Raw genomic sequence first — 15,106 nt, forward strand, 5'->3', positions numbered from 1 at the left:
GTTCGTAATTCAAGTTACTTTGGAAAATAATATGTATATACACGATCATATGTTCGCAATATAATTAGGGCATACTCCTCTTCTTCTGTTCAGAAAGACCGCTGCCCGGTTACATAATGAGACGCTTCCCGGAAGCGTCGGTGTGATTACAAGTTTTTGATGGAGGGTTCACCCATGTCGAGACACATTTTTTTAATTGACGGACAGTCCTTCTACGCATCGGTGGAGAAGTCGGCTCATCCCGAGTATCACGATAAGCCCGTTGCTGTAGGAGACCCTGAAAGGCTAAACGGCATTGTGCTGGCGGCATGTCCAATCGCCAAATCCCGCGGCGTGACGACAGCGTCGCGAGTGGGAGAGGCGCTGGCCAAATGCCCGGAGCTGGTTGTCATCCGGCCCCGGATGCGGACCTATATTCAAGTCTCGCTCCTAATAACCGAAATCTTTGAGTTCTATACCGATCTCGTGGAGCCTTACAGCATCGACGAGCAATTTTTGGATGTTTCGGGTTCGCTTGCTTATTTCGGGCCTCCCTATGAAATGGCCAAATTGATTCAAAACCATGTCTATTTATCAACCGGCGTACATACGAGGGTCGGCATCGGCCCTACGAAGGTTCTGGCCAAAATGGCGACTGACAACTATGCCAAAAAGATACCGGAAGGCATTTTTGAACTCTCGTTTGAGAAGCTGGAGTCCACGTTATGGAAGCTCCCCGTGCATCAAATGTTCATGGTGGCCTCGGCGATGACCCGCCATTTTACCCGGATGGGCCTATCCTGCATCGGAGATATTGCGCGTATGGAGCTCCATGAGTTCAAGCAGCGGATGCGGCGGGAAATGGGAAAACAAAGCGATATCCAGGCGGAGTACTACTGGCAAACGGCACGGGGAATCGATCCAAGCCCCGTTGCCGCCGGAATACGCGATCAATTAAAATCGGTGAGCCACGGCAAGGCGCTCCGCTGGAAGCTGTACCATAGGCTTAAAGACATTGAAATCGTCCTGCTCGAGCTAGTGGTCGAGGTGTGCCGGCGCACAAGGTATCATCATTACATGGGCTCAGTTGTGTCCGTTTCCGCTGCGGAAACGGACGGGGAACGTTCCTCCTACTTCAGCCGGCAGATGACGCTGCCGGAGCCGACGGCCCTGACCCACGAAGTGGCAGCCGCCGCCCATGAGCTGTTCAAGAAGCATTGGAGCGGGCTGCCTGTCAGCCGCCTGAGCGTCTCCTTGTCCGGGCTGACAGACGACAGCGTTATGCAGCTTACCCTTTTTGATGACCGGTCTCTTGCTTATGACCGGGAGCGGGCCATAGATGGAATCAAAGACCGGTACGGGAGCGATGCCATTATACGCGCCTCTTCTCTGATGGAAGCCGGTGTCGCACGGGAAAGAGCCGAACAGATTGGGGGGCATTATAAGTGAGCAAGCTTGACGACAACGAACGTTGGAAATCCAAAATGTTATTGACAGAGCATGTCGAGCAGTATGAACAACAGCATCGTATCAATCCGAGCAAAATCATTACCGCCGAGGAACGCACGATGCTCCGGGACTATATCCTGCTGCCCTACATGGAAAAGATGGTTCAAAAGAGCATAGCCGAAGTGGAGTACTCCACCAATATCCTCAAGCGCTTGTATCTCGTCGCCGGCCAATACATTTTGGAGCAAATTATGAAAGACTTGTACAAACTGCGCCGGGAGCTTAAGCAACGAAATATCAGGATCCTGACGGAGGAGCAGTCCGATTTGATTGTGTATCATCATTATTATTGCCGGGGATATAAGGAGCGGTTTGGCATGACCCGCGATGTGATGCGGTCAGAAATAAGCTTGAGGCTGACAAAGTATACGTCGGAGCTGACAACGCTGTTAAAAGAATCCCTCAAAGAACGAAATAAGGAAACCTAAGATGAGTAAATTGGGATATAATGACCGTGAGTTTTAAAATTGGACGGAAGTCTTTTTCACTTAAATAACGGAGGTTCGCCATGTTGAAAGCTGTTAGCAGCGACCGGAGCCGGAAGATCAAAGTTATCCTGGCCCTGGCCGTACCGTCGATGATTGAAAATTTTTTGCAAACTATTGTGGGATTTGTTGACACTCTCTTTGTATCCCGGATCGGTTTGAATGAAGTCGCTGCGGTTGGGGTGACCAATGCCATTATGGCCGTTTATATTGCTGTCTTTATGGCTATGGGAGTAGGAACCTCCTCATTAATTGCACGGAGCGTGGGCGCCGGGGAAATCCATAAGGCAAAAGCCATTGCGCGGCAATCTACGTGGATTTCAGCGTTACTGGGCCTTGCTTTCGGAATTATAACCTTGTTTTTTGCAGAGCCTTTGTTAAGGCTTATGGGAGCAGAGCCGCACGTATTAGCCGATAGCGTGGTATACTTTCGGATCGTAGCGGTTCCCTCTATTTTCATATCCCTTATGACGGTCTTCGGAAGCATTTTGCGCGCCGCGGGCGATACTAAAACCCCCATGAAGGTCGGCCTATGGATTAACATGGTTCATATTGCATTAGATTACGTTCTGATTTTTGGCCTGTTCGGTTGGGCGGGTTGGGGAATTGCAGGAGCCGCTTGGGCGACCTCGGCGGTTCGGGTGATTGGTTCTGTTGCGCTGTTTATCTATATCCGAAAGTCGAAGCTCTCTTTTTCCATTCGCAAAGGGGCCTCTAACGAGTATGCGCTGCCCTTGCTGAAGCTTTCCGCCCCCGCGGCGGCCGAGAGGCTGATTATGCGTTTTGGGCAGGTGCTTTATTTTGGCCTCATTGTGCGAATTGGCACGGACGTTTACGCTGCCCATATTCTTGCCGGAAATATAGAGATCTTCTCCTATATGCCAGGGTACGGCCTAGCCGTCGCGGCGACCACACTTGTGGGCCAGCACCTGGGAGCGAACAGAAAAGAGGATGCCTACCAATATGGATTGTTAACCATGTGGATTGCCGTGGTGTTTATGGCTTTTGCCGGGATATTGCTGTTTGTGTTCTCTCCTATCGCAGCTAATTGGTTTACGAAGGACGCCGCCGTTATCAAGATGGTGACCACCGCGCTGCGCATCGACGCGTTCGCCCAGCCGTTCTTAGCCATTGGGTTGGTTATCGCCGGAGCCCTTCAAGGAGCAGGCGATACGAAGAGCCCCATGTACAGCACGGCCATCGGTATGTGGCTCGTTCGTGTTGTCGGCGTATATGTGTTATGTCTTCATTTTGATATGGGCATTGCCGGGATCTGGATATCCATTGCCATTGATTTGATCATTCGCGCTGCATATTTGACACTGCGGTTTTATCGAAAAATGCGGTCTGCTCCAGCCTAATCACCAGACCCAATTCCCCGAAGAATCCCATAGAAACAACATCGGACTCCGATGTTCACCGGTTCCCTTGACGGACGCCGCCAAAACTTGGATGTAAACTCCCGGACGGAATGAAGAATTGGAACTTGATCTTTTTGCCCGTTGCAGGCACAATCGAATATATAACATTCAAGGGGAGGATTAAGAAGGTTTGAACAACGCCGAATCGGGGACAACCTATGAAATTATAGATTTATGCCTTCTTGCCGGAAAAATCATGCTCCAAAACGGCGCGGAGACTTACCGCGTGGAGGATACAATGACGCGCATGGCCGCTTCCCTCGGATTTCCGGGGGCGCACAGCTACGTGACGCCGACCGTCATCATGTTTACGACCAGCCGGACAGAGCAGCCCAAGCTGTTCCGCATCGCCGAGCGTACGACCGACCTGCAAAAGGTTGCGGAGGTCAATGATATTTCGCGCCGCCTCAGCCAGCGGCAGATCACGTCGGCGCAGGCGCGAGAGCGGCTTGCCCTGGTGGACGATGCAGCGCATGCCTATCCGGCCTGGCTCCAGATTGTGGCGGCGGCCCTGGCGGGCGGCTGCTTCACCATCATGTTCAAGGGAAGCTTCTCGGACGCCCTGCCCGCGCTCCTCGTGTCGGGGCTTGGATACGCCGCCGCCGCTTATTTGCAAAGGCTGGTCCAGATTAAATTTTTTGCCGAGCTTACGGCGTCTTCTCTGATCGGACTGCTGTCCTTCCTGTTCGTTCAAGCCGGCATCGGCGTCGAAACGGACAAGATCATCATCGGCTCCGTCATGCCGCTCGTACCGGGACTGCTGATCACCAATGCCGTCAGAGACCTGATGGCCGGCCATCTTATATCGGGACTGTCCAAGGGAGCGGAAGCGTTCCTGACCGCTTTTGCCATCGGAACCGGCATCGGACTTGTGCTGTCCTTCGTTTCATAGTTCTACACAGAGGAGTAATATTATGATTGTGCAGCTTATCACAAGTTTTATCGCCTCCGCCACGTTCTGTATCCTCTTTAACACGCCCAGACGAACGCTGTTTCAATGCGGACTTTCCGGAATGCTGGGCTGGATGGTATTTCTGCTGCTCGATTCCGAGTGGAAATCCGTCGTGGCCACCTTTTTTGCCACGGTCATCGTCGGGGCGGTCAGCCAAGTTTTTGCCAGATCATTCAAGATGCCGGTTATCATCTTCAGCGTAGGCGGCATTATTCCGCTCGTACCGGGCGGCCTCGCCTACGATGCCATGCGCCGGTTCATAGAAGACGATTATACGACCGCGCTGCAGGCTGCCGTGCAGGCTTTCCTGCTCTCGGGAGCCATCGCCACGGGACTTGTGCTAAGCGAAGTGCTGGGACAGATGTTCCGCCGCGGCAAAAGATAAAAGCCTCTTCTTCACGGAGTCTGTCTGCCTGAACGGGAAGCCATGTGCTTGAAGAAAAAGTTCATGTCGACGGCGTCAGCCCTGAAGCAATAATAAGGCCGCCCTTCCCTGGATTCTGATCCGGGTCGGGGCGGCCTTATTGGCGATTAAGTTAGAGCGGCGGGATGATTACGGATCCAGGCCAAGGCGAGCGTGCCTTCGCCCGCATGGAGTCCGGCTACCGGAATAAAAGGCATGATTTCGGTCCGCAGCGCAGGCGCCATATCTTTAATTTCCTCATCCAGTTTACGCGCCTCTTCCGCATTGTTAGCATGCATGATGCAGACATCCTTGATGAGCTCCACATCCTTTTTCAGAATGTCCAGAAGCTTCTGCTTCGTCTTCTTGAACGTACGGATCTTCTCCTCCACGTATACTTTGCCTCCGTCGAAACGAAGAAGCAGATGAATGCGCAGCAGTTGGCTGAGCACAAGCTGGGAGCCCGATACCCGCCCGCTGCGGTGAAGCTGGGTCAAGCTGGCCGGCAGCATGTAAAAGGACATATTGAGAATCATCTGTTCGATTCTTTCCTTGATTTCCTTCACCGTACAGCCCATCTGCTGCCAGTGAACGCCGCTCATAATCATTTCGCGCAGAGGATAGGCGCCCGCCTTGGAATCGATGCCCGTAACCGGAGCGCCGGCAATTTCAGCCGCCTGCATGGACGTATTGAAGGTGCCGCTCAGCTCGGAGGAACAGTGGATCGCGATAATGTGATCATATTTTTCCTTAAGAGATTCGTACAGTTCGATGAATTCGCCGATTGGCGGCTGAGAGCTGCAGACCCGTTCATGCTGCCGCATCTTTTCATAGAACTGCTCCGCCGTTATCTCCACATTTTCTTTAAAGCACTCGTTGTCCGCAATGAGCCGCAGAGGAATAATATACACATGGTTATCTTTTGCAAAATCAGGATTGAGCGTGCTGGTGCTGTCTGTTACCCAAGCGATTGACTTCATCTTAAATCACTTCTCTCTTCCATGGAGTAAAATATAATAATGCCGGAGAGGCAGGGCAGCAAAAGTCTTGCACCAATGACGCACTCCCATCCTGTAAAATATTAACTTTTTTCGATCAAACAATACCGTGCATCAGCGATTATTCCCCGTTTCCGCCTTCGCCGGCTCTTCAAATCAGCGCGTGGCAGTTACATTAAGCGGGCCGAGCGATTTGCACTGAAGACTGCTGCGCAGGATAAGCGCTTTCGTAAATTTCAAGCCGTTATGCTCCCACTATTTTTTGATAAACGGCGATATCGAGCCACCGGCCGAATTTACGGCCGATTTCCCTATAGTAGGCGCTCTGCTCGTAACCGCTGCTCTCGAAAAAGGAACGGCTGGGGGCATTCTCCGAACATACAGTGGCCACCAGGGTATGAAAACCGTGTTCGGCGGCCACCCGCTCGATAAAGGCCAATGCTGGTCTTCCCAATTTTTTCCCCGTACATTCCGGCTTCAGGTACACGCTGATCTCACCGGTCACATCATAAGCCTGCTTGTTCTTGTGCCTTGTAATTAAAACATAGCCCTGCATTTCCCCGCCCAACATGACGGCATAGGATTTAAAACGGGGATCGCGGGTCAGCATGTTCCGTTTCATATCCTGTACCGTCAGCCCCTCGGTGTGAAACGATACGGTCGTGTTCAGCACATAATAATTATAAATATCCGTCGCTTCGGCCAGATGCTCTTCTCCGATCTCGGCGAAAGACAGCTCTTCGCGGTTCATCTCTAATCCTCCCAAATGGACATTTCCAGTTCATTTACAAACCAGCGGAGCTCGGCGGTAGCTTTGCGGCCCAGGGTCCCTTCCTCAAACATCCGCTGCACCGTGTCGCGCTGCTCCTGAATCGCTTCGAGCTTTCGTTCCAGCTGGCGGCTTTCCTCCGGCTCCGCCCCATTCCCGGCCCGGCCGTGTTTCAGACGGTCAATCAACAAGCCGTAGCGGGCCGCCACGCTTCCATAGCCTTCCCGGTTATCCTCGGTCATCTCTTCCTGGATGGCGTCGATCGCGGCGCGGCACATCCCGATCCGGGCTTCCCGGATGCTTTCAACCGGAAGGGGACCGGAACGGCCGGTCCCTGTCGGAAGCTTCGAGAATATTCCCGAGAACAGCTGGCCCAGCTTGTCAAGCGACAGTCTGATTTGCGAATCCAGTCCTCTGGCCAGTAATGCTTCCTTATGATCCAGCAGTTCCATTATCGCTTGTCCCGTCTCGGAAGGAATGGACCCGTCCGCGATTAGCCCGCTTAGTTCCCTCCGCTCGGCCTGCAGCCCGGTCAACCGCGCTTTGAGCGCGCACCGCTTGCCGTATTTGTCTTCCGGACTTTTGATCCTCCGGTTGTTCTTTATTTCCGGCAGCGCCGGGAGCGTATCCGGGGCTCCCGAAACGGCCAAAACCTCGACGCCTCGGCTGTCCTCTGCCGCCCCGCCCCGGAGTATCGCCATGCATGTATTCATAATTTGAGATCTGGCCGCCTGCTCCGATTCTTCCCGGCTGTCTTCCTCTTTACGCGCAATAAGCGGAAGCAGGATGCTTGCAATCAGCAGGGAAGTCAGAATAACGCCCGCAGCCAGAAAAATAATCAGATCGCGCTCCGGAAACGGCGAGCCGTCATCCAGCACAAGCGGAATGGAGAAAGCGCCGGCCAGGGTAACCGCTCCGCGCACGCCCGAAATAGAGGTAATCACCCGCGACTTCATCGAAGGCTTGCTTCCGTTCTTAAATCGCGCGCTCCTCATACAGATCAAGTACACCCAGACAAAACGAAGTACAATCAGCAGTGTCGTGATAGCCAGCACGTATAGGACCACCGTCAAGTTATCGACAGCCGTATCCTGGTATATAACCGACACCACATCGGGAATCGAAACACCAAGGATAAGGAATACCATGCCGTTCAAAATAAACAGCAGCACCGACCATATGCTTGCCGATACGAGCTGAAGCTTGTACTGGGGGGAATCGGTCCGGTCTTTTTCAATGGCCTGAACGATGCCGCCGGCCACTACGGCCAGAATACCCGACAGCCCCAGTTCTTCGCTGACCAGGTAGATCAGGAACGGGGTCAGAACCTGCAGCAGAACATGTACCGTGACATCCTCCATCCCCATCCGCCGGATAAAGACGCTTAGGCGAATCAGCAGGAAGGACAGCGCCGCCCCGGCAAGCAGTCCGCCGGCAGCGATTAGAATAAAGCTGCCTATCGCTTGCGACAGAGAGAACACGCCGGTGACTGCCGCCGCAACCGCGAACTTAAATGCAACGAGGCCGGAAGCATCATTCATCAGCGACTCGCCTTCCAGAACACGGTGGATGCTCTTCGGCAGCTGCACCCGGCCTGCCCGGCCCGCCAGAGCGCCTACAGCGACCGCGTCCGTCGGCGACAATATTGCTGCGAGCGCGAACGCCGCCGCGACCGGTATCGACGGAATCATCCAATGGATGGCATACCCCGCTACCAGCACGGTCGCAAATACCAGTCCAAGCGCCAATAGCAGAATCGGAGCCCGCAGATTCCAAAGCTCGGCCCGCGGGGTTCGTCTTCCATCATTGAACAAAAGCGGAGCAATGAACAAGACAAAGAACAGCTCCGGTTCCAGCGTCAAATGAATCCCCCAAGGAAGGGCGGCCGCAATGACCCCGAAGCCGATCTGGATAAGCGGAACGGGAACGAAGGGAATGAACCGGTTGACGATTTTGGATATGCCGATAAGACCGAGAAGGACAAGCACTGCAGTAAACGTCTCCAAAGAACCAGCTCCCCAATATTTTCACACCATTATATCGCAATCGTAAATCTTCATACAGAAGCAGAAAAAAGCGGATAAAGTCCATTTATTCAAAATAAACCGCAATATGCAGTGAATTACATCAAAATCCAGGTGTACACACACTATATCATAGCTTGACAAAAATATTTATTTATGATATAATAGAATATTTATCTATTGATTAACATCTCTTCTTGGACTAAGATAGTCTCTGCAATAATTATCCGTCTAGGAGGAGTAGAATGCAAATCGCCAAAGGAATTGAAATGCTGGAGATTACAGCCGAAGTGATGGGAGGAACGGATACCCTGTATCCTGTCCTGCTGTGGGATGAAGATCATGCGGTATTGGTCGACTCGGGCTACCCGGGACTGCTGGATAAATTCAAGGAAGCGTTCGCCCTAGCGGGGGTTGCATGGAGCAAATTGGACATCGTCGTTATCACTCACCAGGATATTGATCATATTGGCGGGCTTCCTTCAATACTCGGCGAGGCGAACGGAACGATAAAAATCCTGGCTCATCCAATCGAGCAGCCTTATATCGAAGGGGAACGGATGCTGCTTAAACACACGCCGGAAGCGATCGCCGCCGCCGAAGCCATGCTGCCGCCTCATGTGCCGGAGGAATGGCGGCGGGCCTTTCTGCACCGTCTTGCCCATCCCCCTAAAGCAAAAGTGGACGCCTTGATCGAAGACGGCCAGGAGCTGCCGGTCGCAGACGGCGTAATCATCATCGAGACTCCCGGTCACAGCCCGGGGCATATCAGTCTGTACCATCCCGCCAGCCGTACGCTGATCGCCGCCGACAGCCTGACGGTGAAGGACGGCGAGCTGCATGGCCCCGACCCGCGGGCGACGCAGAATATCGCCACCGCGCTGTCAAGCCTGCGCAAGTTTGCCGGTTATGCAATCGAGACGGTCATCTGCTACCACGGCGGACTATACCGCGGGGATGCGGGCAGGCGGATTGCCGAATTGGCTGAAGGAGCGCGGTAAACGTCCACGGCTGGCCTTCGGTCAAGCGCCCGCAGCTTTTGATACCCGCTTGACCTGATGTTTTCTCCGGGTACCCATAGGAATGCAGCCGGCGCACCGAAAGCAACCCAAAAGGCAGGCAAGCCGCTCTTTGCGGCCTGCCTGCCTTTTTACCCGGAACGTGGCCTCCGAGCGCGGCTAACCATTTCTCAGGATTCGGAAACCACCGTGAACCGCTCACGGATATGTGCGGGATGCTCAATCTCGTCCAGCACGGCAACCGCAAAGTCTTCATAACTTACATAGCTCTCGCCTTTGGAGTTGACAAGCAGCCGGTCTTTCCCTTTCTCGTAAGAACCGGTCCGCTGTCCCAGAGCAAAATTCGCCGACGGGCTGATAAAAGTCCAACGAAGAGAATCCGTTCCTTGCAGAGTTCCAAGATTTTCAGCCTGGTTCAGCGCGGTCGGCTTCACGAAATCCGGAAATCCCGGCGTATCCACAACGCGTATCGTCTGCGCTTCGTCCGCAAAGAGGCTCCCGGCGCCGCCCACGACGATCAGCCGGGTATCGGGCGCATCCTTCAGCGCCTCAATCAGCACATTGCCGGCATCCACATGCAGACGCTCTTGGCCCATCGGTGCGCCAAAGGCGTTCACAACGGCATCAAATCCGCTCAAATCGCCGGACGTCAGATCAAAAATATCCTTTTCAACCACGACCGCCCCGCTGCCCGCCGCTTTCGACGCGTCGCGCACAATGGATGTAACTTCATGCCCTCTATCCAGCGCTTCCTTTACAATCCGGCTTCCCGCTTTTCCGCTTGCTCCGATTACTGCAATGTTCATCATGATTGCCTCCCTTAATGTTAAGTTGTGATATGTCTTCTCAAAACCTGTAACTATTTAAGTTACATTTAAACTGTGCTAAGTATAGCAGGTTCCATAAAGTTTGTATAGAGGGGATAAAAAGATTGGCCTTTGGACGGAAAATACCCCCGTGCGGCGGCGTCTGACGAGGCTGCATAGCTTTTATCGCACAAAAAAGACCCCGCCAAGCGGCGGGGCCAAATCATTTATTTGTAATGGGGTCATTCTCATCTTTGCGGCTAAAAATCCCCCTATCGGCACGGGCAGCGGCGCGCTTCCGAAACTGTAACCGCCGGGCAGCAGCGCGGCGTTCTCCGGGAACGCCAGCCGTCAGACCGGGATTTGCGACGAGATCTGCGCCAGCGTTACTCCGCGCAGAACGTCTTCCATCGCCTGCTGGGCAAGCGAAAAGACCGGAATCATGGCCCCCGCGATGTTCTGACCGACGGGGCAGGACGGATTCGGATGATCATGAACCGCGAATAAGGAGTCTTTTCCGACGGCGTCGACCGCGAGATAAATGTCCAGCAGCGTAATCTCCCCGGCCGCGCGGGCCAGCTTGGCGCCGGCTATCCCCGGCCGGACCTCGATCAGACCCGATTTGCCGAGCATGCTTGTGATCCGGCGGATCACTACCGGATTCGTGCCTACGCTTCCGGCGATCCATTCGGAAGTGTTCTTGCCCTCTTTGTTGGTCTCAAGCAGGGTCAGGATATGGATGGCAACCGCAAATCGGGTGCTGATGTTCATATGATGTCTCTCCTTTGCCGTCCAGTATGAAGAGGCCGTTTAATTGGAACTATCATAGTTACCTTTGCGGTTATTGTCAACTGCGGCGAGGACGGCCTCGACCTGCGGGCCGTATGTGCGGGTCAGCCGGGACTTTCCGAGATTGGCCTTTACGATACGGACAATCCGCGGGTCGGACATGCCGGCGAAGCGCTCAAGCAGGGCAAAGCCTTCCTCCGGCTCGGCGGCCGCGAAGACGCTTAAGGCGTATTCGCGGCCCTTGGACAGCACGCGGAACAGCTCCGGTTCCCGCTCCGGCCGGGCCGCGACCTCTGCCATAATTTCGCCCGCCAGCGCGAGCGCGTATCGCGCGTTGTCCATTGCTTTCAGCAGCGGGGGATGGGCCAGAGCCGCGACAAAAGCGCGCTGCTCCAGCTCATTCGCTCCCCTCCGCCACTGTTCCAGCAGAATGCGAAGCAGTCCGAAATCATGCTCGCCGACGCTTTGCAGCCCCATTGCCGCCGCCTCGCGCATCCGCCAGCGGGAATCGTTCATCGCCCGCTTGATTGCGTCCGCTATGCGCTCTCTCCGCTCAGCAGCGGCGTAGCCGTAGTGTTCGCCCATCGCCCGAACCGAGCAAAAGGGCAAAAATTCGCGGGGATTGCCCGTCCCCGCCGTTTCGTCCGAAATCTCTCCCCATTCAGCCAGCAGCTCCCACAGCCCGCCCGCCAGCTCCCGGACGGCAAAATGCCGCGCGAACTTCTCCGCCAGTTCAAGATTGGCCCGCGGCCCAGGAAGACGGCTGTCCGCCGCCAGATTATCCTCCAGCCGTTTTCTGTCCGCTCCACCGCCGTTTATCCACCGCTCCAGCTCTGCCAGCGCAGCGTATGCTTGTCCGCTCATACTGCCTCCTTCGCAGGATATACCCGTCCTCGGCTTTGATTATGTTATAATATGGAAAAAGGTTGCACTATAGAAAAAAGTTCAGGAGGCACTCATGGGTCAAATGGAGCAATTGGAACATGTGTTACAGGAAAAAGGAATCCAGTATGAAATTATTAAGCATGAAGGGCCCATTAAAACGGCTCAGGAAGGCGCGGCTTATTTCGGAATCGAAATTGGCCAGACCGCGCCGGCTTTGGTGCTGAGAGCCGAAAATGAATTCTGCGCCCTGATCGTATCCGGCGACCGCGGACGCGTCAACCTGGACGAACCGGCGGCGCTGCTCGGGCAAGACTCTTTAAAAATGGCAAGCCCCAAGCAGGTCCTGCAGCTCACCGGATCAGAAGCAGGCAGCGTATCGCTCGCGCTTCCGCTGCCTTGCATCTTGGACCGGAGGCTCTTCCGTTATCCCTACATCTACGGAGGTACGGGAGAGCCCGGTTCGACCTTGAAAATATCGCCGCAGGCTTTGGAACAGCTGAATGAGATCGTCGCCTACCTGGATTAAGAACGGCGGGCGGCGGCCCTGTTCAGCATCGGGCTAACGCCAGCGGATTTCAGGCGCCCGTTAAGATGACGGGCCGCCCCTTCGTTACGATAATCGTATGCTCGAACTGCGCGACCCGGCTGTTATCCGGGACGGTCAGCGTCCAGCCGTCCGCCTGCTGTTCCACGTATTCCGCGCCGGTCGACAGAAACGGCTCAATCGTAATAACCTGGTTCGGTTTCAATACGGTTGTCTCCCGGGGGTTGAAATACGGCAGGATTTCATGGGGCTTATCGTGCAGCGTTTTGCCGATGCCGTGGCTGCACAGATTCCGCACGACCTTGTAGCCGCGTTTGCGAGCCTCCAGCTCCATCACTCTGCCGATTTCGCTCACCCTCATCCCTGCCCGCAGATGGGAGATCACGCTCATCATCGTTTCCTGCGCGCTCGCGCACAGACGCAGCAGCTTCTGGTTGTACGGGGGCAGCTGAAAAGACACGGCGGCATCGCTGTAATAACCGTTCAGCTCGGCGGACACATCGATGTTGATAAGGTCGCCGGCACGAATCACTTTCGGACCCGGAATGCCGTGCGCCGCTTCCTCGTTAATGCTGATGCAGGTGTCTCCCGGAAAGTCATACACTTCTCTGGGAGCCGACTTTGCGCCGAAGCGCTTCAGAATTTCCGCCCCTATTTTATCGAGTTCCAGAGTTGTCATGCCGGGTTTTACGCTTTTTTTCATCTCTGCGATGGTGAACCCGACGACCTTTCCCGCCGCTTTCAATCCTTCCAGATCTTGCTCCGTATCGCTTGTCATGAACGTCCATTCCTCTCTCATTGATGTCGGCAAAAATACTATTGACCGCAGCCGCAAAATTACCGCACTCTGCCGCTGCGAATGGCAACCGCATAATCAGTCCTTCCGCCCTGCTCCGCTATAGCCGCCGCCGTATTCCAGTCGTATGGGATCAGCTTATGCTCTACGCTCCAGCCCGTTCCTTCCTTCTTGCAGACCATGCAAAAACTTGCATATGGCGTGCCCGATTCCATGACATGGGGAAAAGGAAGATCATCCTCGTAGGGGGCAGACCGACGCTTCCCGGATTGACCAGAAACTTGCCGTCCGGCAGCGCCGGCGCATTGCTATGTATGTCCGAAATTCTCTATATTATAACAGCAAAACCGGAACTGGAGAAATCAGGGACCCTCCCGCTGCCCCAACCCCGAAAAACAAAAGGATGCCCTGGACTAAATACCAGAGACATCCTTTTCGCTGAGAACCGCCGAAGCTTATTTCAAAAACACAATTAAGTGCAAATACTCAGTTCACTCCGACCGCTTTCAGCCAGGCTTCGGTAATCAGCGCGTGGCCCGCGGGGGTAGGGTGAACGCCGTCTTCGGCCCAATAGGCCGGGTCGGCTGTCATCGATGCGGCAGCGAACAGGCCGTCAAGCGGCACCAGCAGCGCTCCGTACTCGCGGGCTAGCTTCCGCACAACCGCGATTTTCGGGTCCAGATCGTCCCGCCAGTCGCGGTTCAGCCCCTGAACCGGCAGCACGAACGGCTCGATCATGATCAGCTTCGCATCCAGAGACTGCCGCGTGCGATCCAGCAGATTCCGGTACTGCGCTTCGAACTGTTCCGGCGTTGTTTCTTCGCCTGCGTCATATCGTCGCCAAGTATCGTTGATGCCGATATAGATGGATACCCAGGTCGGCTTCAGGGCAAGACAGTCTCTGTCCCAGCGCCGCACAAGATCGACAGCCCGGTCGCCGCTGACGCCGCGGTTGTAGAATGTAAGCTTTTTCTCAGGATGCAGCATGCCCAGCCGTCCGGCCACCATCAAGGGATAGCCGTTTCCCAACGAATACGCATCGTACCGCTCGCGTCCGACGTCGGTAATACTGTCGCCCTGAAATAAAATCACATCATTTTCTTTAAAAAGCATTTTCGGAAATCCTCCTTTATTTCAAATACCCGTCCCGGTAAACGAGAGTGCCTGAGTAGTCTTTATAAACACCGTGCACATAGGGTTTTTGCAAAGTAAATTCTTTAAAATAGTGAACCGGGATGATGACCATCTGATCGATCAGCAGACGCTCGGCTTGATGGAACAGCTTCATGCGAACCGCATCGTCTTCCGTCTGCTGCGCCTGGCGAATATAGGAATCATACTCCGCGTTATGCCAGCCGCTGTCATTTTCCGTGCTCCAGGAAGCGTACATTTCAAGGAAAGAGGCAGGGTCATTGTAGTCGGCCGACCAGCCGGCTCTGGCAATCTCAAAGTTCAAGCCCATGCGATTATCCAGCAGTTCCTCCCACGGCTGAACCTCGGCGTATACGTCGATACCCAGATTATCCGCCCACATCGAAGTGACCGATGATGAGATATATTCATGTCCCTCGATGAACCTCCCCTGCTTACACTTCGTTTAGAAGCAGGAGCTTCTTACCAGCCCCTACCGTTACTTTCAATAAGCACATAGGTTGGCTATCTGCTTTCGCTAAATGCGGAAATCTAACGGCAGGGTTCAGTAAGCAACACTTGTACAAGTGGGTGGG

Annotated in this window: 17 protein-coding genes; 7 read left to right on the forward strand and 10 right to left on the reverse strand. The window is 54.3% G+C overall.

The features are described 5' to 3' along the window. Window positions 1–174 precede the first annotated feature (174 nt). The 5 genes from EH198_RS12440 to EH198_RS12460 all read left to right on the forward strand — a co-directional run bounded on the left by EH198_RS12440 (window position 175) and on the right by EH198_RS12460 (window position 4,731). On the forward strand, window positions 175–1,428 hold the full coding sequence (locus EH198_RS12440; protein WP_124695868.1) for a DNA polymerase IV: 1,254 nt from the start codon (window positions 175–177) through the stop codon (window positions 1,426–1,428). Next, complete coding sequence (locus EH198_RS12445) at window positions 1,425–1,916, forward strand: YhjD family protein (RefSeq protein ID WP_124695869.1); 492 nt, start codon at window positions 1,425–1,427, stop codon at window positions 1,914–1,916. Before EH198_RS12440 ends, EH198_RS12445 begins: the two co-directional genes overlap by 4 nt. Window positions 1,917–1,996: 80 nt before the next feature. Further along, on the forward strand, window positions 1,997–3,334 hold the full coding sequence (locus EH198_RS12450) for an MATE family efflux transporter (RefSeq protein ID WP_124695870.1): 1,338 nt from the start codon (window positions 1,997–1,999) through the stop codon (window positions 3,332–3,334). Between the two features lie 256 nt (window positions 3,335–3,590). Then, a complete protein-coding gene (locus EH198_RS12455) occupies window positions 3,591–4,286 on the forward strand; it encodes a threonine/serine exporter family protein (RefSeq protein ID WP_124696053.1) in 696 nt (231 codons plus the stop codon). 22 nt (window positions 4,287–4,308) lie between these two features. After that, complete coding sequence (locus EH198_RS12460; RefSeq protein ID WP_124695871.1) at window positions 4,309–4,731, forward strand: threonine/serine exporter family protein; 423 nt, start codon at window positions 4,309–4,311, stop codon at window positions 4,729–4,731. Between the two features lie 146 nt (window positions 4,732–4,877). Here EH198_RS12460 and EH198_RS12465 read toward each other — a convergent pair whose 3' ends face one another. The 3 genes from EH198_RS12465 to EH198_RS12475 all read right to left on the reverse strand — a co-directional run bounded on the left by EH198_RS12465 (window position 4,878) and on the right by EH198_RS12475 (window position 8,522). Next, the gene (locus EH198_RS12465; protein WP_124695872.1) at window positions 4,878–5,729 is read right to left on the reverse strand and encodes a DegV family protein; all 852 of its coding nucleotides are present in this window, start codon (window positions 5,727–5,729) and stop codon (window positions 4,878–4,880) included. Between the two features lie 262 nt (window positions 5,730–5,991). Next, window positions 5,992–6,498: a GNAT family N-acetyltransferase gene (locus EH198_RS12470; RefSeq protein WP_124695873.1), complete on the reverse strand. Its 507-nt coding sequence runs from the start codon at window positions 6,496–6,498 to the stop codon at window positions 5,992–5,994. 2 nt (window positions 6,499–6,500) lie between these two features. Beyond that, entirely contained in the window at window positions 6,501–8,522 is a 2,022-nt protein-coding gene (locus EH198_RS12475; RefSeq protein WP_124695874.1) for a Na+/H+ antiporter, read from the reverse strand. Window positions 8,523–8,785: 263 nt separating this feature from the next. Between EH198_RS12475 and EH198_RS12480 the strand changes: the two genes are divergently transcribed. After that, entirely contained in the window at window positions 8,786–9,541 is a 756-nt protein-coding gene (locus EH198_RS12480) for an MBL fold metallo-hydrolase (RefSeq protein ID WP_124695875.1), read from the forward strand. Between the two features lie 188 nt (window positions 9,542–9,729). Here the strand turns inward: EH198_RS12480 and EH198_RS12485 are convergent, their stop codons facing one another. From EH198_RS12485 to EH198_RS12495, 3 genes are all read right to left on the reverse strand, one after another. After that, window positions 9,730–10,365, reverse strand: coding sequence for an NAD(P)-dependent oxidoreductase (locus tag EH198_RS12485; protein ID WP_124695876.1), 636 nt, complete (start codon window positions 10,363–10,365; stop codon window positions 9,730–9,732). Window positions 10,366–10,716: 351 nt separating this feature from the next. Then, complete coding sequence (locus tag EH198_RS12490; RefSeq protein ID WP_124695877.1) at window positions 10,717–11,136, reverse strand: Rrf2 family transcriptional regulator; 420 nt, start codon at window positions 11,134–11,136, stop codon at window positions 10,717–10,719. Between the two features lie 39 nt (window positions 11,137–11,175). Next, complete coding sequence (locus tag EH198_RS12495; protein WP_124695878.1) at window positions 11,176–12,018, reverse strand: hypothetical protein; 843 nt, start codon at window positions 12,016–12,018, stop codon at window positions 11,176–11,178. 103 nt (window positions 12,019–12,121) lie between these two features. Between EH198_RS12495 and EH198_RS12500 the strand changes: the two genes are divergently transcribed. Further along, the gene (locus EH198_RS12500; protein WP_124695879.1) at window positions 12,122–12,565 is read left to right on the forward strand and encodes an aminoacyl-tRNA deacylase; all 444 of its coding nucleotides are present in this window, start codon (window positions 12,122–12,124) and stop codon (window positions 12,563–12,565) included. A 49-nt stretch (window positions 12,566–12,614) separates the two neighbouring features. Here EH198_RS12500 and map read toward each other — a convergent pair whose 3' ends face one another. From map to EH198_RS12515, 4 genes are all read right to left on the reverse strand, one after another. Beyond that, window positions 12,615–13,361, reverse strand: coding sequence for a type I methionyl aminopeptidase (gene map, locus EH198_RS12505; RefSeq protein ID WP_124695880.1), 747 nt, complete (start codon window positions 13,359–13,361; stop codon window positions 12,615–12,617). Window positions 13,362–13,420: 59 nt separating this feature from the next. Then, on the reverse strand, window positions 13,421–13,561 hold the full coding sequence (locus EH198_RS24635; protein WP_185702860.1) for a hypothetical protein: 141 nt from the start codon (window positions 13,559–13,561) through the stop codon (window positions 13,421–13,423). Window positions 13,562–13,865: 304 nt separating this feature from the next. Beyond that, window positions 13,866–14,492: an SGNH/GDSL hydrolase family protein gene (locus EH198_RS12510; protein ID WP_124695881.1), complete on the reverse strand. Its 627-nt coding sequence runs from the start codon at window positions 14,490–14,492 to the stop codon at window positions 13,866–13,868. A gap of 16 nt (window positions 14,493–14,508) precedes the next feature. Beyond that, window positions 14,509–14,913, reverse strand: coding sequence for a periplasmic substrate-binding domain-containing protein (locus EH198_RS12515; RefSeq protein ID WP_124695882.1), 405 nt, complete (start codon window positions 14,911–14,913; stop codon window positions 14,509–14,511). Window positions 14,914–15,106: the final 193 nt, after the last annotated feature.

It is taken from the genome of Paenibacillus rhizophilus, assembly GCF_003854965.1.
In the GTDB taxonomy this organism is placed as follows: domain Bacteria; phylum Bacillota; class Bacilli; order Paenibacillales; family Paenibacillaceae; genus Paenibacillus_AQ; species Paenibacillus_AQ rhizophilus.